General features: G+C 71.1%; 22 protein-coding genes and 2 pseudogenes. 7 read left to right on the top strand and 17 right to left on the bottom strand.

Going from position 1 to position 21,275, the window contains the following annotated elements; genetic code table 11:
* The first annotated feature begins 26 nt into the window (after positions 1-26).
* Positions 27-200 (top strand): helix-turn-helix transcriptional regulator, encoded by a 174-nt coding sequence (locus tag ABZZ20_RS24935; RefSeq protein WP_356873278.1) that lies wholly within the window; start codon positions 27-29, stop codon positions 198-200.
* Positions 197-1,183 (top strand): NAD(P)-dependent alcohol dehydrogenase, encoded by a 987-nt coding sequence (locus tag ABZZ20_RS24930; protein ID WP_356873096.1) that lies wholly within the window; start codon positions 197-199, stop codon positions 1,181-1,183. The genes ABZZ20_RS24935 and ABZZ20_RS24930 overlap by 4 nt, the downstream gene beginning before the upstream one ends.
* A 100-nt stretch (positions 1,184-1,283) precedes the next feature.
* On the opposite strand, the pseudogene ABZZ20_RS24925 reads toward ABZZ20_RS24930, so the two are convergent.
* Positions 1,284-1,646 (bottom strand): annotated as a pseudogene (locus ABZZ20_RS24925) (ATP-binding protein); the annotation flags it as partial.
* 139 nt (positions 1,647-1,785) lie between these two features.
* On the opposite strand from ABZZ20_RS24925, the gene ABZZ20_RS24920 reads away from it, so the two are divergent.
* On the top strand, positions 1,786-2,610 hold the full coding sequence (locus ABZZ20_RS24920; RefSeq protein WP_356873094.1) for a helix-turn-helix transcriptional regulator: 825 nt from the start codon (positions 1,786-1,788) through the stop codon (positions 2,608-2,610).
* Entirely contained in the window at positions 2,607-2,846 is a 240-nt protein-coding gene (locus ABZZ20_RS24915; RefSeq protein ID WP_356873092.1) for a DUF397 domain-containing protein, read from the top strand. Before ABZZ20_RS24920 ends, ABZZ20_RS24915 begins: the two co-directional genes overlap by 4 nt.
* Here ABZZ20_RS24915 and ABZZ20_RS24910 read toward each other — a convergent pair.
* The 8 genes from ABZZ20_RS24910 to ABZZ20_RS24875 all read right to left on the bottom strand — a co-directional run bounded on the left by ABZZ20_RS24910 (position 2,828) and on the right by ABZZ20_RS24875 (position 10,804).
* A complete protein-coding gene (locus ABZZ20_RS24910; RefSeq protein WP_356873090.1) occupies positions 2,828-3,100 on the bottom strand; it encodes a DUF1876 domain-containing protein in 273 nt (90 codons plus the stop codon). The two genes, ABZZ20_RS24915 and ABZZ20_RS24910, sit on opposite strands and share 19 nt — an antisense overlap.
* A gap of 93 nt (positions 3,101-3,193) precedes the next feature.
* Positions 3,194-3,541 carry a DoxX family protein gene (locus tag ABZZ20_RS24905; protein ID WP_356873088.1) on the bottom strand — a complete coding sequence of 116 codons (348 nt, stop codon included), beginning with the start codon at positions 3,539-3,541 and terminating at the stop codon, positions 3,194-3,196.
* 319 nt (positions 3,542-3,860) lie between these two features.
* Positions 3,861-4,862, bottom strand: a complete 1,002-nt coding sequence (hemB, locus tag ABZZ20_RS24900; protein WP_356873086.1) for a porphobilinogen synthase — start codon at positions 4,860-4,862, stop codon at positions 3,861-3,863.
* 92 nt (positions 4,863-4,954) lie between these two features.
* Positions 4,955-6,631 (bottom strand): bifunctional uroporphyrinogen-III C-methyltransferase/uroporphyrinogen-III synthase, encoded by a 1,677-nt coding sequence (locus tag ABZZ20_RS24895; RefSeq protein WP_356873084.1) that lies wholly within the window; start codon positions 6,629-6,631, stop codon positions 4,955-4,957.
* Entirely contained in the window at positions 6,628-7,596 is a 969-nt protein-coding gene (gene hemC / locus ABZZ20_RS24890) for a hydroxymethylbilane synthase (RefSeq protein ID WP_356873082.1), read from the bottom strand. The genes ABZZ20_RS24895 and hemC overlap by 4 nt, the downstream gene beginning before the upstream one ends.
* Complete coding sequence (locus ABZZ20_RS24885; RefSeq protein WP_356873080.1) at positions 7,593-9,392, bottom strand: glutamyl-tRNA reductase; 1,800 nt, start codon at positions 9,390-9,392, stop codon at positions 7,593-7,595. The genes hemC and ABZZ20_RS24885 overlap by 4 nt, the downstream gene beginning before the upstream one ends.
* A complete protein-coding gene (locus tag ABZZ20_RS24880) occupies positions 9,389-10,243 on the bottom strand; it encodes a redox-sensing transcriptional repressor Rex (RefSeq protein WP_356873078.1) in 855 nt (284 codons plus the stop codon). Before ABZZ20_RS24880 ends, ABZZ20_RS24885 begins: the two co-directional genes overlap by 4 nt.
* Before the next feature lie 273 nt (positions 10,244-10,516).
* The gene (locus tag ABZZ20_RS24875; RefSeq protein ID WP_356873076.1) at positions 10,517-10,804 is read right to left on the bottom strand and encodes a glutaredoxin family protein; all 288 of its coding nucleotides are present in this window, start codon (positions 10,802-10,804) and stop codon (positions 10,517-10,519) included.
* Positions 10,805-10,903: 99 nt separating this feature from the next.
* Between ABZZ20_RS24875 and ABZZ20_RS24870 the strand changes: the two genes are divergently transcribed.
* From ABZZ20_RS24870 to ABZZ20_RS24860, 3 genes are all read left to right on the top strand, one after another.
* Positions 10,904-11,866 carry an HAD-IB family hydrolase gene (locus ABZZ20_RS24870; RefSeq protein ID WP_356873074.1) on the top strand — a complete coding sequence of 321 codons (963 nt, stop codon included), beginning with the start codon at positions 10,904-10,906 and terminating at the stop codon, positions 11,864-11,866.
* A gap of 418 nt (positions 11,867-12,284) precedes the next feature.
* Positions 12,285-13,088, top strand: coding sequence for an ECF subfamily RNA polymerase sigma factor, BldN family (locus ABZZ20_RS24865; protein WP_356873072.1), 804 nt, complete (start codon positions 12,285-12,287; stop codon positions 13,086-13,088).
* A gap of 280 nt (positions 13,089-13,368) precedes the next feature.
* On the top strand, positions 13,369-14,565 hold the full coding sequence (locus tag ABZZ20_RS24860; RefSeq protein WP_356873070.1) for a DUF5667 domain-containing protein: 1,197 nt from the start codon (positions 13,369-13,371) through the stop codon (positions 14,563-14,565).
* 95 nt (positions 14,566-14,660) lie between these two features.
* Here ABZZ20_RS24860 and ABZZ20_RS24855 read toward each other — a convergent pair whose 3' ends face one another.
* The 8 genes and pseudogenes from ABZZ20_RS24855 to ABZZ20_RS24820 all read right to left on the bottom strand — a co-directional run.
* Positions 14,661-15,662: a lysophospholipid acyltransferase family protein gene (locus ABZZ20_RS24855; protein WP_356873068.1), complete on the bottom strand. Its 1,002-nt coding sequence runs from the start codon at positions 15,660-15,662 to the stop codon at positions 14,661-14,663.
* Positions 15,662-16,741, bottom strand: a complete 1,080-nt coding sequence (locus ABZZ20_RS24850; RefSeq protein ID WP_356873066.1) for an NAD-dependent epimerase/dehydratase family protein — start codon at positions 16,739-16,741, stop codon at positions 15,662-15,664. Before ABZZ20_RS24850 ends, ABZZ20_RS24855 begins: the two co-directional genes overlap by 1 nt.
* A gap of 92 nt (positions 16,742-16,833) precedes the next feature.
* Entirely contained in the window at positions 16,834-16,932 is a 99-nt protein-coding gene (locus ABZZ20_RS24845) for an AURKAIP1/COX24 domain-containing protein (RefSeq protein WP_003948845.1), read from the bottom strand.
* 132 nt (positions 16,933-17,064) lie between these two features.
* Positions 17,065-17,274, bottom strand: coding sequence for a helix-turn-helix domain-containing protein (locus ABZZ20_RS24840; protein WP_008738568.1), 210 nt, complete (start codon positions 17,272-17,274; stop codon positions 17,065-17,067).
* Between the two features lie 114 nt (positions 17,275-17,388).
* Positions 17,389-18,219, bottom strand: a complete 831-nt coding sequence (locus tag ABZZ20_RS24835; RefSeq protein WP_356873064.1) for a phosphatase — start codon at positions 18,217-18,219, stop codon at positions 17,389-17,391.
* Positions 18,220-18,323: 104 nt separating this feature from the next.
* A complete protein-coding gene (locus tag ABZZ20_RS24830; RefSeq protein ID WP_356873276.1) occupies positions 18,324-19,472 on the bottom strand; it encodes an acetoin utilization protein AcuC in 1,149 nt (382 codons plus the stop codon).
* Entirely contained in the window at positions 19,444-20,694 is a 1,251-nt protein-coding gene (locus ABZZ20_RS24825; protein ID WP_356873062.1) for an MFS transporter, read from the bottom strand. The genes ABZZ20_RS24830 and ABZZ20_RS24825 overlap by 29 nt, the downstream gene beginning before the upstream one ends.
* A gap of 43 nt (positions 20,695-20,737) precedes the next feature.
* A pseudogene (locus ABZZ20_RS24820) lies at positions 20,738-21,145 on the bottom strand (HAD-IA family hydrolase); the annotation flags it as partial.
* Positions 21,146-21,275: the final 130 nt, after the last annotated feature.

The raw sequence follows: 21,275 nt of genomic DNA, 5'->3' as shown, positions 1-21,275 counted from the left end.
GCATCCTGCGCTTCGAGCACGCGGAGATGACCCAGGCGGAGCTGGCACGGCGCATCGGCGTGACCCGACAGACCGTCATCGCCATCGAGAAGGGCCGCTACTCGCCCTCGCTGGAGACGGCCTTCAGGATCGCCCACGTCTTCTCGGTACCGCTTGAGCAGGTGTTCCAGTACACGGACACGGAAGGGACGACGCCATGAAGGCCATCACCCAGCACACCTACGGCTCCTGCGAGGTGCTGGAGCTCGGGGACGTCGAGACGCCCAGCCCCCGACCGGAGGAGGTGCTGATCCGGGTGCGTGCCGCCGCCGTCGACGCGGGGGTCTGGCACCTGATGACGGGCATGCCCTACCTCCTGCGCCTCATGGGCTACGGACTGCGCGCGCCCAAGGAACCCGTCCGGGGCCGGGAGGTCGCCGGCCGCGTCGAAGCGGTCGGCGCGGCCGTGACCCGGTTCCGTCCGGGAGACGAGGTGTTCGGCATCTGCGAGGGCGCGTTCGCCGAGTACGCGGTCGCTCCGCAGGACAAGCTCGCGGCGAAGCCCGCCGGCCTCCCCCTGGAAGAGGCTGCTGCCCTCCCCATATCCGGCCTGACCGCACTCCAGGCCCTCCGCGACGCGGGGCGCGTCCAGCCGGGGCAGCGCGTGCTGGTCATCGGGGCGGCTGGCGGCGTCGGCAGCATCGCGGTCCAGTTGGCCAAGGCCTTCGGCGCGCACGTCACCGGCGTGTGCAGCACGACGAAGACGGACCTCGTGCGTTCGATCGGCGCGGACGAGGTCATCGACTACACCCGCCAGGAGATCACCGCACCGGCGCCGCCGCCGGGCGCACTCCGCTATGACCTCGTCATCGACACGGCCGGCAACCGCCCCCTGGCGGCCCTCCGCCGGATCCTCACCCCGCGCGGCACCCTCGTCATCGTCGGCGGGGAGGGCGGCGGGCGCTGGCTCGGCGGCATCGATCGGGTCCTGCGGGCGGGGCTGCTGAGCCCCTTCCTCCGGCAGAACCTGCGCGGGGTGCTCACCAAGGAGTGCCGGGAGGATCTGGAGGTCCTCGGCCAGCACGTCGAGACCGGTGCGCTGACCCCCGTCATCGACCGGACCTACCCCCTCGACCGGGCCCCGGACGCCATCGCCCGCCAGCACGCGGGCCACGCCCGCGGCAAGATCCTCATCGCCCCCTGAGCGGAGCCCGCGCACCTCACGTGCCGAACCCGCCCCCGCGGCGCTGACGGTGGCCCCCGCCGCGGTCGCCCGCTGCGCGGGACCCCGTTCAGTCGGTCGTGAACTCGCACCACACGGCCTTGCCTGGCGAGCGCGTCCCGACCCCCCACCCGTCCGCGAGCGCCGCGACCAGATACAGCCCCCGCCCCCGCTCAGCCGCCTCGTCCCGGTCCGTGATGCGGGGACGGCCGCCCCCGCTGTCGTGGACCTCGATGCGTACGAGGCCCTGCGCGCGCAGGAGGCGCAGGAGGTAGCCGCGGCCGGGCGGAACGCCGTGCTGGAGGGCGTTGGTGGCGAGCTCGCTCACGCAGAGCAACATGTCATCCCGGCGCGACGTGACACCCCACACGTCAAGCGTCACCGCCGTGAACTGCCTGGCAGCGCCGATGGATCGGGGCGCCCTGGGGTACAGCCGCTCCCGCATCAGGGCGGGTTGAGTTTCCACATTCACGGAGCGATCGTCGCGATGCGTGACTAGCGTGTGTGAGGCGAGCGACCCGTACTCATCACCGAGTACGGGTTGACACGGGTAAAGCACGTGCACGGGTGGGGAGTTCGCTGTCATGCCACCGAGGAAGCGCACACGGCCCAATGCGACGACCATGAAGATGGTCGGCGACATGGTGGCCGTCAGCCGAGTAGCCAAGAACCTGACGCAGAAGCAGCTCGGAGAGCTGGTGCGACTGACCGCGGAGACCATCGCCTCCATCGAGCAGGGCAGACGGGCTCTGATGCCGGACGTCGCCGAGCTGATGGACCGAGTCCTGGGCCTGCCGGGCATCCTCGCCGTGGCCGCCTACGGCATGCCGGAAGCGGACGTGACCCCGCCGTGGGCCGAGGAGTACATGGACCGCGAGCGCGAGGCGATCGCGCTGTCCTGGTACGACACCCACGTCATCCCGGGCCTGCTCCAGACGGACGCCTACGCCCGCGCGGTCTTCGGCTGCCGCGTCCCGTACATGGGCGACGAGGAGATCGCCCTCCAGACCGCCCGCCGCATGCAACGCCAGGAAATACTGTCCCGCCCGGTCCCCCCGACCCTCAGCTTCGTGATCTGGGAGCCGGCCGTCCGGGACCGCATCGGAGGCGACGAGGTCTACTGGGAACAGCTGGCCCACCTGCGCGCCTGCGCGGACCGCCCCGGCATCGCCCTACAGATCCTGCCGCTGGGCCTCACCGCCCACGCGGGTCTCGCCGGCCCGTTCATCCTGCTGGAAACCCCCGAGCACCAGCACTTCTCGTACTCCGAGACCCAGCGCGGCAGTCTCCTCGTACAGGACCCCGACGAGGTCAGCCGACTCGCTCAGAAGTATGCGATGCTGCGATCCCAGGCCCTCAACTTCGAGGAGACGAAGGGCCTGTTGGACCGGCTGCTAGGAGACCGATGAGCACCGAACTCACGTGGTTCAAGTCCAGCCACAGCGGCAGCGACGGCGGCAACTGTCTGGAAGTCGCCGTCGCCTGGCGCAAGTCGAGCTACAGCTCTGATGAAGGCGGCGCCTGCGTCGAGGTCGCCGCCTGCCCCGACCGCGTACACGTGAGGGACTCGAAAGTCCCTCACGGTCCCTCACTCACCCTCACTCCCGCCGCGTGGTCGGACCTCGCTCACTGGGTCAGCGGATAGGAGTGCCGGCCCGATACTTCGTCGATCTCGGAGTGGGCCTTCTGCAACATCTGGGACGCGAGATCCATGAGCGCGCGAGCGCCCGCGATCTCTTCGCCGACCCGCAGCTGCTCCGGGTCGGACGGGTGGCGCATGGCGTAGCCGTGCGCCCGCATCTCGGTACCGTCACCAAGTCTGACCAAGGCCGCCGCGCTGGTGCGGTGGCCTTCCTCGGTGAATTCGAGCTCCACATGCCACCCGACGAGTGTGGTCATGCTGCATCACCTCCAGGGGGTCACCCTGGTTCCAGGGTGCGCCTACGGGGGCACGAGCGCGAGCGGGCGGGGCGGGGCGACACGGCTGCGGGCTCAGCCGGGGAAGCCCAGTGCCAGCGCGCCGATCACGGGGGCCGCGTAGAGGAGCGGGAACGGGACGTGTGCGTACGACCGGGCCCGCAGGACCGCGATCACGGCTCCCGTGAAGTAGAGGATCAGGCCTATGGCGGCGAGCAGGCCGATGACCGGCACGAACAGGCCGACCAGCAGGCCGACCGCACCCGCGGCCTTCGCCGTGCCCAGCCAGATCCACCAGGACCGGGGGACGCCGTACTCGGCCAGCGGCTCGACGACGTACCTGGCGTTGAAGAAGACCGAGCCGCCCGAGAAGCCCGCCATGACGGCGGCGACGACGGTGACGACAGTGGCGGTGGTGGACATCAGGTGCTCCTCATCGGCGGGTCCGTTGCGCTCTTCCACTGGACTGACCCGCCGCGCGGCACGCGTGTGACAACTCCCCGGAAAAATCTTCAACGGCCGTCGCGGGCCGGGGCGCGAGCTGACGGATTGCGCCCGTACCCCGTGGAGCGCCGGCCCCGCCGCGCCTAGCCTCCCCCGCATGGGCACAGCGCGACGGACAGCACGAAGGGCATTGCGGTGGGCACGTGCACGCACCTGGTGGCGGATCTGGCGCAGCGGACCCCCGCCCGGCGCGGCCCGTATCTGGCCGCTGCGTTGACGGAGGCCCCGCACACCTGCGTCAGCGGGTCTCGCGCAGCCAGCCCGCGACCTCAGTCGCCCAGTAGGTGAGGATCGTGTCCGCGCCGGCCCGCTTGATGCCGAGCAGGGCTTCCAGGATGGCCCGGTCGCGCTCGATCCAGCCCTTCTCGGCCGCCGCCTCGATCATCGCGAACTCGCCGCTGATCTGGTACGCGGACACCGGAACGTCCACCGCCTGCGCGACCCGGTACAGGATGTCGAGGTACGGGCCGGCCGGCTTGACCATCACCATGTCCGCGCCCTCCTCCAGGTCGAGCGCCAGTTCCCGCAGGGACTCCCGGGCGTTCGCCGGATCCTGCTGGTAGGTCTTGCGGTCGCCCTGGAGCGAGGAGGCGACGGCCTCCCGGAAGGGACCGTAGAAAGCCGAGGAGTACTTGGCCGTGTACGCGAGGATCGAGACGTCCTCGTGCCCGGTCTCGTCGAGCGCGTCGCGGATGACGCCGACCTGGCCGTCCATCATGCCGCTCGGGCCCACCACGTGGACGCCCGCGTCGGCCTGGACCTGGGCCATCTCCGCGTACCGCTCCAGCGTCGCGTCGTTGTCCACGCGCCCGTGCTCGTCCAGTACGCCGCAGTGGCCGTGGTCGGTGTACTCGTCCAGACACAGGTCGGACATGATCACCAGGTCGTCGCCCACCTCCGCCCTCACATCGCGGATCGCGAGCTGGAGGATCCCGTCCGGTTCGGTGCCCGCCGTGCCCAGGGCGTCCTTGTTCTCGTCGGCCGGGACGCCGAACAGCATGATCCCCGCGACGCCCGCCTCCACGGCCTCCACCGCCGCCTTGCGCAGCGTGTCGCGGGTGTGCTGGACCACGCCCGGCATCGCCGAGATGGCCAGGGGCTCGCTGATGCCTTCCCGTACGAACGCCGGGAGGATCAGGTCCGAGGGGTGCAGCCGGGTCTCCGCGACCATCCGCCGCATCGCCGGGGTGGTGCGCAGCCGGCGGGGCCGCGAGCCGGGAAAGGATCCGTACGCGCTCATCTTCAGTCGCCTCTTCGAGCATCGACAGCAGTCGGGACAAGCGTAGGGCCCGAATGCAGGTGCATCCGGGCCCCGTGTACCGCTGCCGACCGTCAGGTCGTACGACGGCGCCGCGCGCCCGGGCGCCGCTCGCTCGGCCGGGACACCGACTCGCCGGCCTCCCTGGCCGCGTCGCGGCGCGCCGCGCCGTACTCGGCCAGCGCCTCCGCCAGCTTGCTGACGCTCGGCTCCGGCGACAGGACGTCCACGCGCAGGCCGTGCTCCTCCGCCGTCTTGGCCGTCGCCGGCCCGATGCAGGCGATGACGGTCACGTTGTGCGGCTTGCCGGCGATGCCGACCAGATTGCGGACGGTGCTCGACGAGGTGAAGAGAACGGCGTCGAAACCGCCGCCCTTGATCGCCTCACGGGTGTCCGCCGGCGGCGGCGAGGCGCGCACGGTGCGGTACGCCGTGACGTCGTCGACCTCCCAGCCGAGCTCTATCAGGCCCGCCACCAGCGTCTCGGTGGCGATGTCGGCGCGCGGCAGGAAGACGCGGTCGATCGGGTCGAAGACCGGGTCGTACGGCGGCCAGTCCTCCAGCAGCCCGGCCGCGGACTGCTCACCGCTCGGCACCAGGTCCGGCTTGACGCCGAACTCGACCAGCGCGGCGGCCGTCTGCTCGCCGACCGCGGCGACCTTGATGCCGGCGAAGGCACGGGCGTCGAGCCCGTACTCCTCGAACTTCTCCCGGACCGCCTTGACGGCGTTCACCGAGGTGAAGGCGATCCACTCGTAGCGGCCCGTGACCAGGCCCTTGACCGCGCGCTCCATCTGCTGCGGGGTGCGCGGCGGCTCCACGGCGATGGTCGGCACCTCGTGCGGCACCGCGCCGTACGAACGCAGTTGGTCGGAGAGCGAGGCGGCCTGCTCCTTGGTGCGCGGTACGAGGACCCGCCAGCCGAACAGCGGCTTCGACTCGAACCAGGCCAGTTCCTCGCGCCGTGCGGCGGCGCCGTGCTCACCGACCACGGCTATCACCGGGCGGGCGCCCTCGGGCGAGGGGAGCACCTTGCCCTGCTTGAACACCTGGGCGATGGTCCCGAGCGTGGCGTTCCAGGTCCGCTGGCGGGTCGTCGTACCGGCGACGGTCACCGTGAGCGGGGTGTCGGGCTTGCGCCCGGCGGACACCAGCTCGGCGGCGGCGCTGGACACGGTCTCCAGCGTCGCGGAGACGACGAGGGTGCCGTCGCTGGCTCCGACCTCGCTCCAGCAGCGCGCGGAGGCATTGCGGGCGTCGACGAAGCGGACGTCCCCGTCGTTGTCGCCCCGGCCGCCCCGCAGCGGCACACCGGCGTACGCGGGCACACCGACGGCGGTCGCGACTCCGGGGACCACCTCGAAGGGGATGCCTCCGGTGGCGCAGGCGAGCATCTCCTCGGCCGCGTTGCCGTCGAGCCCGGGGTCACCGGTGACGGCACGGACGACCCGCCTGCCGGAGCGCGCGGCCTCCATGACAAGATTGGCCGCGTCCCGGATCACCGGAACACCGGCGGCTGCTGACATTTCGTCAGCGATCGTCAGCTGCGGCGTGTCCACTCCCGCGCGCGCATGCGTGCGTACGACCTCGAGCACCTCGGGCTCCGCGATCAGTACGTCCGCGGCGGCGAGCGCCTCGACGGCGCGCAGCGTCAGCAGACCCGGGTCACCGGGGCCGGCACCGAGGAAGGTGACGTGCCCGTGTGTGGTGACGACCGGAAAAGCGGAGGTGGTCGGACGTGAGGGGTTCAAAGCGATCGCTCCCCCATCAGACCGGCCGCGCCCTTGGCCAGCATCTCGTCCGCGAGTTCGCGTCCGAGCGCCATGGCCTCGTCGTACGACTGGGGCACGGGACCGGTGGTGGACAGCTGCACCAGCGTCGAGCCGTCGAGGGTGCCGACGACGCCGCGCAGGCGCATTTCATTGACAACCTGACCGTCGGTCAGCAGGTCGGCGTACGCGCCCACAGGTGCGCTACAACCGGCCTCCAGGGTGGCGAGCAGGGAACGTTCGGCGGTCACGGCGGCCCGGGTGTTCGGGTCGTCGAGCTTGCCGAGCGCGGCGATGAGCTCCGCGTCGGACGCGAGGCACTCAACCGCCAGGGCCCCCTGGCCGGGAGCGGGCAGCACGTTGTCGACCGACAGGTGGTCGGTCGCCTCGGCGCTGCGGCCGATCCGGTTCAGTCCGGCGGCGGCGAGGACGACGGCATCCAGCTCTCCGTCGCGCACGAAGCCGATCCGGGTGTCGACGTTCCCCCGGATGGCGACGGTCTCGATGCGCTTCCCGAGGGCGAGCGCGTAGTGGTTGAGCTGCGCCGTACGACGGGGCGACCCGGTACCGATCCGGGCCCCGTCGGGCAGCTGCTCGAACGTCAGGCCGTCGCGGGCCACGAGCGCGTCGCGCGGGTCCTCGCGCAGCGGCATGGCCGCGATCACGAGCTCCTCGGGCTGCGAGGTCGGCAGGTCCTTCAGCGAGTGGACGGCGAAGTCGACCTCGCCGCGCAGCAGCGCGTCGCGCAGCGCGGTGACGAACACGCCGGTGCCGCCGATCTGCGCGAGGTGCTCACGGGACACGTCGCCGTAGGTCGTGATCTCCACGAGCTCGACGGGCCGGCCGGTGATCGCCCGTACCGCGTCGGCGACATGGCCGGACTGGGACATGGCCAGCTTGCTGCGTCGCGTGCCGAGCCGGAGGGGCTGGTCGAGACGTGGATTCATGATGCCCGTCCTGAGTCGTCGTACTGGTCGGCCTTGCCGCCTCGTTCGGCCGGTCCGGCCTGTTCTGCCTGTCCGGCCCGTTCCGCCGGTCCGTCCTCTGCGTCCGCCCGGCTGACGGAGGCCACCGCCTGCGGGTCGAGGTCGAAGAGTTCGCGCAGCGCCTCGGCGTACCCGGCGCCGCCGGGCTCGCTCGCGAGCTGTTTGACGCGCACGGTCGGCGCGTGGAGGAGCTTGTCGACGACACGGCGCACGGTCTGAGTGACCTCGGCCCGCTGCCGCTCGTCCAAGTCCGGGAGTCGCCCGTCGAGCCGTGCCACTTCCATGGCCACGACCTCGGCGGCCATCGCCCGAAGGGCGACGACGGTCGGCGTGATGTGCGCGGCCCGCTGCGCGGCCCCGAAGGCGGCCACCTCTGCGGCGACTATCCCCCGCACCGCGTCCACGTCGGCCGCCATGGGCGCATCGGCCGAGGCCTCGGCCAACGACTCGATGTCGACCAGCCGTACGCCCGGGATCCGGTGCACGGCGGCATCGATGTCGCGCGGCATGGCCAGGTCCAGCAGGGCCAGGCGCACGGGCGCGACGTCGACCTGACTGCGGGCGCCCTTGCGGGGCTGCCGCTGCGCGGCGGCCTCGCCCTGGTCGGCCCACGTGCCGTGCAGTTCCAGAGCGGTCGCGTCGACCCCGGTCAGCGCGGCGCGCCCGTCACCGGTCGGCACCTCGACGGGGCACTCGTCCCGCTCGGCACCGGGAGCGATGGTCCGCGCCACCCCGCCGTCGGCCAACCGCACCCCGGCCTCCGCGGCGGCGACGAGCCGCGCCACGACCGCGGGATCGATCAGCTCCAGCCCTGCCCGCGCGCGCGCCGCAGCGCTCCGGCGGGTGTCCTCGGCTGCCCGGGGCGTCCCCAGCGACGGGCCGGGGATGCGGGGCGGGGCGGGGGGCGTCCCGTCGGGGGCGCCGTCCACGGCCGCGGCCACGTCCTCCCCGGTCAGCACCAGCCCGGTGGCCCCCGTACAGGACACCACCACGTCGACTCGTGTCAGCTCGGCGGCGACCTCGGCCATGGGCAACGCCCGGGCGGCGACCCCAGTGCCTGAGGCAACCAGAATCTCGGCCAAACGGTCCGCGCGCTCAGCGGTCCGGTTCGCCACGACGATCTCCGCGACGCCGACCCGCGCCAGCGTGGCGGCAGCGAGCGAGGACATGGACCCGGCCCCGATCACCAGCGCCCGCTTGCCCGCGGCCCATGCGTCCACCGGCTGCCGCCCGGCGGTCAGCTGCTCCAGCCCGAACGTCACGAGCGACTGCCCGGCCCGGTCGATCCCGGTCTCGGAGTGCGCCCGCTTGCCGACGCGCAGCGCCTGCTGGAAGAGGTCGTTGATCAGACGGCCCGCGGTGTGGAGCTCCTGCCCCAGCGCCAGGGCGTCCTTGATCTGTCCGAGGATCTGGCCCTCGCCGATCACCATCGAGTCCAGTCCGCACGCCACCGAGAACAGGTGGTGGACGGCTCGGTCCTCGTAGTGGACGTACAGGTACGGAGTGAGCTCCTCCAGAGCCACCCCGCTGTGCTGCGCGAGCAGGGTCGACAGCTCGGCGACACCGGCGTGGAACTTGTCCACGTCCGCGTACAGCTCGATCCGGTTGCAGGTGGCGAGGACCGTCGCCTCCGTCGCCGGCTCCGCCGCCAGCGTGTCGTGCAGCAGCTTCACCTTGGCGTCGACGGACAGCGAGGCGCGTTCGAGCACGCTCACCGGCGCGCTGCGGTGGCTCAGGCCTACGACGAGCAGGCTCATGCCGGCATCACCGCCGGGACGTCGCCCTCGGGGCCGTTCTTGCGCGGGGCGGCAGCGGGCCGTCCGGCGGGCGGCACGACGGCGGCGGCCGGGGCCGCACCGGAGCCGACCGCGGCGGCAGCGGCGTCGCCGGCCTCCGCAGCGCCGGAGGTGGCGGCGGAGGAGGGGGTGACGCCGGCCGCGGCTTCCTCGCCGGCCTTGCGCTGCTCGTGGAAGGCCAGGATCTGCAGCTCGATGGACAGGTCGACCTTGCGCACGTCCACCCCGTCCGGCACGGACAGTACGGTCGGCGCGAAGTTCAGGATGGAGGTGACGCCGGCGGCGATCAGCCGCTCGCTCACCTGCTGTGCGGCCCCGGCCGGGGTCGCGATGACGCCGATCGAGACGCCGTTCTCCTCGATGATCTTCTCCAGATCATCGGTGTGCTGCACGGGCATGCCGGCGACCGGCTTGCCGGCCATGGCGGGGTCGGCGTCGATGAGCGCCGCCACGCGGAACCCGCGCGAGGCGAAACCGCCGTAGTTGGCCAGGGCCGCGCCGAGGTTACCGATGCCGACGATGACGACCGGCCAGTCCTGGGTCAGGCCGAGCTCGCGCGAGATCTGGTAGACGAGGTACTCGACGTCGTAGCCGACGCCGCGCGTACCGTACGAACCCAGGTACGAGAAGTCCTTGCGGAGCTTGGCGGAGTTGACTCCGGCCGCCGCCGCGAGCTCCTCGGAGGACACCGTGGGCACCGATCGCTCGGAGAGCGCGGTGAGTGCGCGCAAGTACAGCGGAAGCCGGGCGACAGTGGCCTCGGGAATACCTCGGCTGCGGGTCGCCGGTCGGTGAGTTCGGCCAGTTGCCACGATGCTCCTGCGGGATGAGCGGGGCTGCAGGCGGTCACTTGTCCCAAGACCGCCCCGTCGAAAGCAGGCTATGTCTTTGTGAACGCGTGCACAAAGATTGTGTCCGCTTTGTCCGACCAAAGTGACCGGGGTCACGCAGCCCGGGCACGCAGGACGGGAACCCACAACACGCCGAACCCGTTCAAATCCCGACGGGGGCAAAACCGTACACACTCCTCATCAATACGCCCCCGAGACCCCACAAATCGCCCATGATGGTAACCGGCCGGAGGGTCAGCCCTCCAATGCCCGACGCAGCCGGTCGGGGTTCACCCTCCAGAAGGTGTGTTGTTCGCCGTCCACCAGCACCACCGGAATCTGCTCCCAGTACAACCGGTAGAGCTCCGCGTCCTGCGAGATGTCCTTCTTCTCCCACGGTGCGCCGACTTCCGCACAGACCTTCTCGATCACTTCCTGGGCGTCGTCACAGAGGTGACACCCCGGCTTCCCGATGAGCGTGACCATCCGCTCGTCGGGACGCTTCTTTTCCTTACGGCGCAGCAAAGGGCTCATGCCCCCCATTCTCCCGCGCCACCGCGTAACACCCGGGCAGCGAAGAGTTCACGCCCCCGGCATCCCGTTGGTTCGGGAACTCCCGAACACAGTGGCTATGCTCGCGTCATGGCCGCTCTGGGATGGCTCACCCCCCGTAGGCGCTCCGCCACCGCGCGGAGCGTGCTGGCAGGCGAGGCCTCGGCCGAGGCCGCCCGCAAGACCGCACAGGCCCTCGGCGCCGAGGTCGAGCCACTGGCCGAGCCCGAGGCCGCCGTGGCGGAAGCGGAACCGGCCGAGGCCGAGTTCCCCGTCGCCGGCGATGACCTCGCCGCCGCCTTCTTCGACCTCGACAACACCGTCATGCAGGGCGCCGCGATCTTCCACTTCGGCCGCGGCCTCTACAAGCGGGAGTTCTTCCACCGCCGCGAGCTCGCCCGCTTCGCCTGGCAGCAGGCCTGGTTCCGGCTCGCCGGGGTCGAGGACCCCGAGCACATGCAGGACGCGCGCGACAGCGCCCTCTCCATCGTCAAGGGCCACAAGGTCTGCGAACTCATGGCCATCGGCGAGGAGATCTACGACGAGTACATGGCCGAGCGGATCTGGCCGGGCACCCGCGCCCTGGCCCAGGCCCACCTCGACGCCGGACAGAAGGTCTGGCTCGTCACGGCGGCGCCCGTGGAGACCGCCACCATCATCGCCCGTCGACTCGGCCTGACCGGGGCGCTCGGTACGGTCGCCGAGTCCGTCGACGGCGTCTACACCGGCCGACTCGTCGGCGAGCCGCTGCATGGGCCCGCGAAGGCCGAGGCGGTCCGCGCCCTGGCCGCCGCCGAAGGCCTCGACCTCGAACGCTGCGCGGCGTACTCCGATTCGCACAACGACATTCCGATGCTGTCACTGGTCGGACACCCGTACGCGATCAATCCCGACACAAAACTGCGCAAGCATGCCCGGGCCCACGACTGGCGGCTGCGCGACTATCGGACCGGCCGCAAGGCCGTGAAGGTGGGCGTCCCGGCCGCCGCCGGGGTCGGTGCGATCGCGGGCGGCGCTGCCGCCGCCATCGCCCTGCACCGCCGCCGCAAGTAGCCGGACCCGCCCCGCCGCCCGCTCGCCGGCCGCTCGCACCCCTCGCCGCCTGCACCGGAGCCGGCCCGCGCCGGCCGGGCGGCGCCCCCGCACGCCGGTTCGCCCACTGCGCCGCGAACATTCCCGCACCTCTACCCCCGCGCCCCGCGCGGCACTCCGGCCTGCCCGACTCGGTCGTGAGCCAGCGTGGAAGCGTCCATTCCGCGTACCCAACCGATCAAGAACCGATCACCAATTGCGACCGAATATGCCTTCGACACGCAACGGAAGTGTCGGAATCGGTGATTTAGGCAACTGGGTGTAGCGCTGCCTGTACGAAGCGTTATTCTCCTCAAACGCATGCCACCGCCCATCTGTCGCCACGACGGGTGAACGGTCCCGCACTGCACGTGATGGAAGCTCTGCCTCTGGGAGTCCCGTGTACCCACCTGTCGGGGTTGACGCCTCGGGCCTGGCTACGCTGCGCGCAACGGTCCTCGACCACCTGCGTGGCTTCGTCCCCACCGCGTACGCCGTCCCCGCCTTCGCCACCGGCCTCGGCCCGGCCGGTCCTTGCTATGCCCTGACCGACGGCGGAGCGACGGTGGGCAGACGCGGTCGCGCGGGAGGAGGTGCCGGCGGCACCGCCACCGGCACGAGCACTCCGGCCGCCCGCCGCCCCACCGCGGACAGCGACCAGGCCCGCATGATGGAGCTGGTCGAGCGCGCCCAGGCCGGCGAGGCCGAGGCCTTCGGCCGGCTGTACGACCAGTACAGCGACACGGTGTACCGCTACATCTACTACCGCGTCGGCGGCAAGGCGACCGCGGAGGACCTCACCAGCGAGACCTTCCTGCGCGCGCTGCGCCGCATCTCCACCTTCACCTGGCAGGGCCGCGACTTCGGCGCCTGGCTGGTGACGATCGCGCGCAACCTGGTGGCGGACCACTTCAAGTCCAGCCGCTTCCGCCTGGAAGTGACCACGGGCGAGATGCTGGACGCCAACGAGGTGGAACGATCCCCCGAGGACTCGGTCCTGGAGTCCCTCTCCAACGCAGCCCTGCTGGAAGCCGTGCGCAAGCTCAATCCCCAGCAGCAGGAGTGCGTCACCCTCCGCTTCCTCCAGGGCCTGTCAGTCGCCGAGACCGCCAGGGTGATGGGGAAAAACGAGGGCGCCATCAAAACGCTCCAGTACCGCGCGGTCCGCACCCTGGCCCGTCTGCTCCCGGACGACGCCCGCTGACCTCCGCCAGGCCCCGGCCCGCCACCCCCGGCCCCACCCACCCCCCACGCTTTCCGAACCTCCTGACAATCCACACAACCGGTGACCCCTCGATGACGCTGTGGTCCGATCATCCTTCGTCCGTAACCCAAGTGCCGCGCCGCTCGTTGTGCGGAATGCAGGCTCCCTGTGGACACGCCCTACCCGAAGCCGCTCACTCGAAAGGGTGGACGCGCTCAAGGAAGGCAACCTTCCGGACACCTAGGGGAGTCGATCGTCATGACGAGAGGAGGTGCCGCCAGTGATCGCGAACGTGACTCCGCACCGGCGGGCGAACGCCTTCGCCCAGGCTCTGGAGGATCGGAACCCATCCGACCTTTCGGAACCGGACCCGGCGGCCGAGCAGTCCGAGGCACCTGCCGAACCTGCCGACCACGACCGGTTGTTGGCCCTGGCGAGCGTACTCGGCGAAAGAATGCCGCGCCCGGTGCTGGACCCCGAGGTCAAAGTGGTGCAACGAGCGCAGCTCGTAGCCGCCATGGAGGCCCTGGTGATGGAAGAGAGGGCCGGGGGCGGTGCCGCCTCGGACCCTCAGGTGCCCGAGCAGCGGACCGGCCGCGGCGCCCACCGGGCGACCTCGCTCCGGAAATTGCGGCCCCGCTCCCGCTGGTCCAAGGGCATCGCAGCGGGCGGCCTCACCGTAGGGGTGGCCGCGGGGGCCTTCAGCGGCGTGGCCGCTGCCAGTACGGACGCCCTACCCGGTGACTCCCTCTACCCGATCAAACGGGGCATGGAGGACCTGAAGCTGGGGATGGCCGACGAGGACGCGGACCGGGGCGAGCTCTACCTCGACCAGGCCTCCAACCGCCTGTCGGAAGCCCGCAGGCTGATGGAGCGCGGCCGCACGGGCGTACTGGACCACGAGTCGCTCGGCGCGATCCGCCGCGCACTGGCGGGCATGAAGCACGACGCGTCCGAAGGCCACCGACTGCTCCAGGCGGCGTACGAACGGGACGGCTCGCTCGGCCCGATCCAGACCCTGTCCTCGTTCTCCCGCTCGCACCGCGACGCGTGGGGCCGGCTCCGGGACAAGCTCCCGGCGCAGCTCACCGACGTGGGCGGAGAGGTGGAGTCGGTCTTCCAGGCCATAGACGATGACGTGGCGCCCCTCCAGAACCTGCTCCCGAAGCCCCCGGACCAGACCCGCGGCTCAAGCACCCCGGCCAAGCCGAGCGCTCCGGCCGGGCAGCACCAGTCCGCACCGGCGGCCGGCGCCCCCTCCGCGAGCCCGGCCCCCACCGCCCCCACCGGGGCCAAGCCCTCACCGGCCCCCGGCGGCCTCCTAGGCGGCGCGGGCGACCTCCTGCACCCGCCCTCGGACCAGGGCACCCCGGCCCCCTCCTCGTCCTCGGACCAGGTGCAGCCGAACATCACCCTGCCGCCGCTCCTCCCGGGTCTCCTCCCGGGCCTGGGCATCCAGGCGGAGGACACCAAGTAGGACACCGAGTGGGACACGCGTGAGCCCTCGAACCCAAGGGGTTCGAGGGCTCACGTCTGCCCGGCTCCGAGAGCCGGGCACAAGCACGGGGCCGGTCAGAAGAACACGGAACGCCGCTGCACCAACAGCTTGTACAGCGTGTGCTGGATCTGCTCGCGCACCTGGTCCGTCAGGTTGAACATCAACATCGGGTCCTCCGCCGCCTCCGCCGGATACCCGTCCGTTGCGATCGGCTCACCGAACTGGATCGTCCACTTCGTCGGCAGCGGCACCGCTCCGAGCGGCCCCAGCCACGGGAACGTCGGCGTGATCGGGAAGTACGGAATCCCCAGCAGACGCGCCAACGTCTTCGCGTTGCCGACCATCGGGTAGATCTCCTCCGCCCCCACGATCGAGCACGGCACGATCGGCGTTCCCGCCCGCAGCGCCGTCGACACGAACCCGCCCCGCCCGAACCTCTGGAGCTTGTACCGGTCTCCGAACGGCTTCCCTATTCCCTTGAAGCCCTCCGGCATCACCCCGACCAGTTCCCCGGCTTCGAGCAGCCGCTGTGCGTCCTCCGAGCACGCCAGCGTGTGCCCGGCCTTCCGCGCCAGCTCGTTCACCACCGGCAGCATGAACACCAGGTCCGCGGCCAGCAGCCGCAAGTGCCGCTGCGCCGGGTGGTGGTCGTGGACGGCCACCTGCAACATCAGCCCGTCCAGCGGCAGCGTCCCGGAGTGGTTCGCCACGATCAGCGCCCCGCCTTCGGCCGGGATGTTCTCCATGCCCTTGACCTCGACACGGAAGTACTTGTCGAACAACGGCCGCATCAGGGACATCAGGACCTGGTCCGTCAGCTCCTTGTCGTAGCCGAAGTCGTCGACCTCGTAGTCCCCGGTGATCCGCCGCCTCAAGAACGCCAACCCGCCGGCGATCCGCCGGTCCCAGGCGGGCCCGCCCCAGCCGCCCTCGCCGCCGGGCTCCACCGCCGACTCCACGGCCGACTCCACGGCCTCCACGGGCTCCGGCGCGGGCACCGCCCGCACCCTCCGAGCCACGGCGCCCCGCCGGCGCGGCCGGTCCTCGTCGAACGGAATGACCTTGGCATCCGCCACTATCGCTGCGCTCCCTCTTCGGCTCCGGCAACCTCGACGTTCGGGCTGGCCACGTTCAGCACGGCCGCGACCCGGTCCACGGCCCGCCCCACCCGTTCCGGTGGCAGCAGCCCGGCCCCCCGGCTGCGCGCGAAGTCCGCGAACGTCTCGGCAGTCGTGTACATGGGCTTGAATCCCAGCACCTCTCGCATCTGAGAGGTCTCAACGACCCGCCCGTGCGTGAGCAGTCTGATCTGCTCGGGCGAGAAATCGGTGATCCCGACCGCCCGCAACGCCGACCCGACCCATGTCACCGCGGGCAGCAGCAGCGGCACCGTCGGCCGCCCCAGCCGCCGGGCGCACTGCGACAGCAGCAGCACCCCGTCCCCCGCGATGTTGAAGGTCCCGCTGTTCAACGTCCCCCGTCCGGGCTCCTGCGCGGCCAGCCGCAACACGTCGAGCACGTCGTCCTCGTGGACGAACTGGAGCCGCGGGTCGTAGCCCAGCACCGTCGGCATCACGGGCATCGAGAAGTATTCGGCGAGCGCGGAGTCCGCGTACGGCCCCAGGATGTTCGCGAACCGCAGTACGCACACCGCGACATCCGGCCGTCTTCGCGCGAAGCCCCGTACGTACGACTCGACCTCGACGGCGTCCTTGGCGAAGCCGCCAGCCGGGAGGGACTTGGGCTGCGTGGTCTCCGTGAAAACGGCCGGATCCCGCGAGGCGCCCCCGTACACGTGCGTACTGGACTTCACCACCAGCCGCCGCACCGTCGGCGATTTCTGACAGGCCCCCAACAGCTGCATCGTCCCGATGACGTTGGTCTCCTTGACGGCACTGCCCGTGCCGCCCGCCCCGCCGCTGCCCCCGGTGACGGCGAGATGCACCACCGTGTCCACGGCGTGCTCGGCGAGCACCCGGGCGATGGACGACTGCCTGATGTCCAAACGGACGAACTCCGCCGATCCGAGCCGGTGCGGTGGCGCCACCGCGTCGACCGCGATCACCCGCTCGACTTCAGGATCACGCTGGACGCGCCGCACGAAGCGGCCCCCCAGCTGCCGGGCTGCCCCGGTAACGAGCACGACCTTCCCCACGAGCTCAGCGCCTTCCTCGTCGTCCCCCGGCTACACCGCAGCCCCTCCACCAGGATGGTGGAGGGGCTGCGGAGAACACGTACAGCTGCCGTTTACTTCTTGTTACGACGCTGGACGCGGGTGCGCTTGAGCAGCTTGCGGTGCTTCTTCTTAGCCATCCGCTTGCGCCGCTTCTTGATAACAGAGCCCACGACTACCCTCGCTCACTTCTCTTCACTCGGTGCGGGGCGTCTGGGCCCACACGACCTACGTCGGCCTAGCCTACCCGCCCGAGCTCTGAGCTTGTAATCCGAGCCGATACGAGGATGTCCGGGGCGTCAGTCTCAGGCCGACTCCACCCCCACATAGGACTCTCGGAGGTACTCATGAACCGCGTTCTCGGGGACCCGGAAGGACCGGCCCACCCGGATAGCGGGCAGATGACCGTTGTGCACCAGGCGGTACACGGTCATCTTCGACACTCGCATCACCGAGGCGACCTCCGCCACGGTCAGGAACTGAACCTCACTGAGAGGCCTCTCGCCAGCAGCCATGACACACCTTGACCTTCCGCGCATGACGGGCACCGGCTTCCCCTCCGGTTACTCCTCGTCGTCGCACGCTCACTCCCCAGAGTAGGGGCGTGTGATACGAGTGGGGAAGAGGAGCTACGGCCACTCCTGCGCACCCGACAGGCTCGCCCGATCGAGTACATAGCGTGTGAGCGGTTCGTAGTAGTCCGCGCGCACCGCGTCATCAAGCGGAACGGCCACCGCGACCCGCCCCTCCGCCTCGCCGACGAACAGCGCCGGGTCGTCCGTATCCGCCAGCCCGATCGCCTCCACACCGAGCTGACCTGCGCCGCAGACCCACCCGTGATCCCCCACCACCAGTTCCGGCAGCGGCCCGCCGGCCTCCGCGAGCGCCCCGAGGGCCATCCGAATCGGCAAGGGTGAATGGGTGTGCACGCCGGGGGCACTCCCGGCCGGCCGTGCGCCGGGTTCCCGCACCAACGCGACCCCCCGTACGTAATCGATCCTGTGCGTGCGTACGCCGAACCGGGTCGCCATGTCGACACGAACCCCCTGCGCGGGGGTGAGCACAACACATCCGGCTGCCGACAGCGCCTGCGCCAAACTGGCGTAGAACCCCAGGAGACGGTGAGGATGACCCGTCCCCAACAGCACGGGCGACCGCGCCCACGCCGCTGCACGCAGCCGCTCCGCGAACGCGTGCAGGGCGGCCAGCGTCCGCTCCGGATCGATCACGTCCGGCCCGCTGACGTGCGCGGGATCCGCCGACACCCCGCACTTGTCCGCCATCAGCCTCAGCAGATCACCCTGGCCCCAGCCCCGGTCCGGATCCAGCCCGAGCAGCACCCGGGGATCCCGCGCCGCGAACAGCCGGTAGCTGCGCAGGCTCTCCTCCCGCGAAGTGGCGATGGGCCCGGCTAACCGGGCGGCCAGTAGATGCGCACGCAGCGCGCCGGTGCTCAACACCCTCCGATGCTGCCGCACCGAACCTGGCGGATCATCAATTCAGGCGCACGGCCCCACCGTTGGCGTAACGATCCAGCACCGCAGCGGGAATCCGGACACCCCGCCTACACGAGCAGGCCGCGCAACGGGAACACGGCCCGGCGGGTCGCCAGAACGGCCTGATCGATCCGGTCGGCCGGGTCGTAGCCCGCCTCCCAGTCCCGCCACGACACCATCCGCCCGTCCGTCATCCGAGCCGGCGCCAACTGCCGTGTCCGCGCGTACACCTCATCCCGCCACGACGCCGGGACCGCCGACGCCGGATCGACGGGCCGGTGCGCCACGATCCCCACCAGGTGCGTCCACGACCGCGGTACGACGTCCACCACCGCGTACCCGCCGCCGCCCAGCGCCAGCCACCTGCCGCCCGCGTGCTCGTGCGCGAGCCGGTGACAGGCCTCCTGCACCGCCCGCTGCGCGTCCAGCGACACCGCAAGGTGGGCCAGCGGATCCTCGACATGCGTGTCGGCCCCGTGCTGCGTCACCAGTACCTGCGGCCGGAAATCCTCCAACAGCTCCGGCACCGTCGCGTGGAAGGCACGGAGCCACCCCTCGTCCCCGGTCCCGGCGGGCAGCGCCACGTTCACCGCCGCCCCCTCGGCGGCCGGCCCACCCGTCTCCTCCGGCCAGCCCGTCTGCGGGAACAGCGTCCGCGGATGCTCGTGCACGGAAACGGTCAGCACCCGAGGGTCGTCCCAGAACGCCGCCTGGACCCCGTCCCCGTGGTGCACGTCCACGTCCACGTACGCGACCCGCTCGGCCCCCAACTCCAACAACCGCGCGATCGCCAGCGCCGCGTCGTTGTACACGCAGAACCCGGCGGCCCCACCCGGCATCGCGTGGTGCAACCCGCCCGCGAAGTTCACGGCATGGGCTGCCTCACCGGCCCAGATCGCCTCGGCAGCCGCCACCGACTGCCCCGCGATCAGCGCCGAGGCCTCGTGCATCCCGTGGAAGGCCGGATCGTCCATCGTCCCGAGCCCGTACGACCCGTCGGCGACCCCCGGGGTCTCGGACACCTCGCGCACCGCAGCCACGTAGTCCTCCCGGTGGACGAGCCGCAGCGTCGAGTCCCCGGCCGGCCGGGCAGCCCGTACCCGCATCTCCCGGTCCAGCCCGAAGGCACGCACCAGGCCCATGGTCAGCGCCAGGCGCACCGGGTCCATCGGATGACTCGGTCCGAAGTCATACCCCGTTACCGCCTCGTCCCACATCAACAGCCCGGTCACCGGCTCGCCGCTCATGCCCGACACCGTATCGGGCGCCGTCCGCACCGAACGAGCGGGCGTGCACCAGTGTCACGAGGACCAGCACCATCGGTACGAGCATCGCGCCCCGGTAGCTCCACGCGTCCCCGATCCCGCCGACGAGCGGCGACCCGATCAGGAAGCCGACGTAGTTGAAGATGTTCAGCCGCGCGATCGCCGTATCGGACGCCCCCGGGAAGAGCCGGCCCGCGGCAGCGAAGGTCTGCGGCACGATCACGCACAACCCGATCCCCAGCAGCGTGAACCCCAGCATCCCCACCCACGCCCCCGGCGCCGCAGCCACCACCGCGAACCCGCCGGCGGCGACCAGCGTCCCGATCCGCACGACGGCCACGGCCCCGAAGCGCCGCACCCCCAGGTCCCCGACGGCCCGCCCGATCAAAGTGGTCACCATGTAAACGTTGTAGGGGACGGTCGCCAACTGCTCGGAGCTCCCCAAAACATCCTGCAAGTACTTGGCGCTCCAGTTCGAAACGGTCGAGTCCCCTATATACGCACACGCCATCACCAGGCACAGCGGCAGCAGCAGCTTGAACCCGCCGGCCCCCAACCCCTTCCCGGCCACTCGCTCCGCGCCCGCTCCTGCGCCTGCCCCCGCCCCGACCGCCCCGTCGACGTAGAACCGGCTCCCCTGGAAGACGAGCGGCAGCAGGACCACCACTGCGGGCAGGTACGAGGCGAACAGCGACAGCTGCCAGTGCGCCCCGGCCCATGCGGCCGACGCCCCGACGATCCCGCCGAGGCTGTACGCGGCGTGGAAGCCGAGCATGATGCTGCGCCCGTACGCCCGCTGCAGGCTCACCCCCAGCATGTTCATGGACGCGTCGAGCGCCCCTACGGACAGCCCGAACGCCCCCAACGCCAACGCCACGTGCCACATCCGGCTGCCGGCTCCGACCCCCAGCAGGGACAACAGGACGAGCGGCTGCGCCCACCGCAGTACGGTCCCGGGCGGGACCCGCTTGACGAGGTGCTCGGTGGCGACGCTGGCCACCCCGGCGAGGATAGGGACGGCGGCGAGGAAGGCGGGCAGCAGCCCGTCGGATATCCCGTACTGCTCCTGGATGGCGGGGATCCGCGTGACGAGGAGCGCGAAGGTCACGCCCTGCACGAAGAAGCTGAACCCCAGGGAGCGCCGCCCCCGGCGCAGCCACACGTCTTCTGTCATGGCGGCACAGCGTAGGCGCGGCGCCTACTGGTGGGTAGAGATCTCACACGGGCAGTTCGAGCAGCTCCGTCAGCTCCTTCATGTCCCCGAAGAACCCGGTGGCCCCGATCAGCCGTTCGGCGGGCATCATCCCGGTGAGCCCGTACACGTCCATGCCCGCGGCGACGGCGGCCCGCACACCGAGCGGGCTGTCCTCGATCACGACGCACCGCGCGGGCTCCACGCCCATGGTGCGTGCGGCGTGCAGGAACAGATCGGGCGCCGGCTTGCCCTTGCCCACGTCCTGCGAGCTGAAGATCCGCTCCTCGGCGAACCACCGCCCGAGCCCGGCCGCCCGGTGTCCGACGCGGATGCGCTCGTGACTCCCGGAGGAGGCCAGGCAGTACGCCACCTCGTGCGCGGTCAGCGCCGCGAGCACGTCTTCCACTCCGGCGACGGGCCGCAGCTCCCGCTAAGAGCTACCCCGCCGACTGGTGACCGCGCGGATCCTGAACGCAGAAAAGCCCCGCACCATAAGGTGCGGGGCTTTCCCACAATGATTGTTCGGCGGCGTCCTACTCTCCCACAGGGTCCCCCCTGCA

Origin of the sequence: Streptomyces sp. NPDC006430 (assembly GCF_040612395.1) — a bacterium.
Taxonomy (GTDB): domain Bacteria; phylum Actinomycetota; class Actinomycetes; order Streptomycetales; family Streptomycetaceae; genus Streptomyces.
This window is presented reverse-complemented; position numbering and strand designations above follow the sequence as displayed.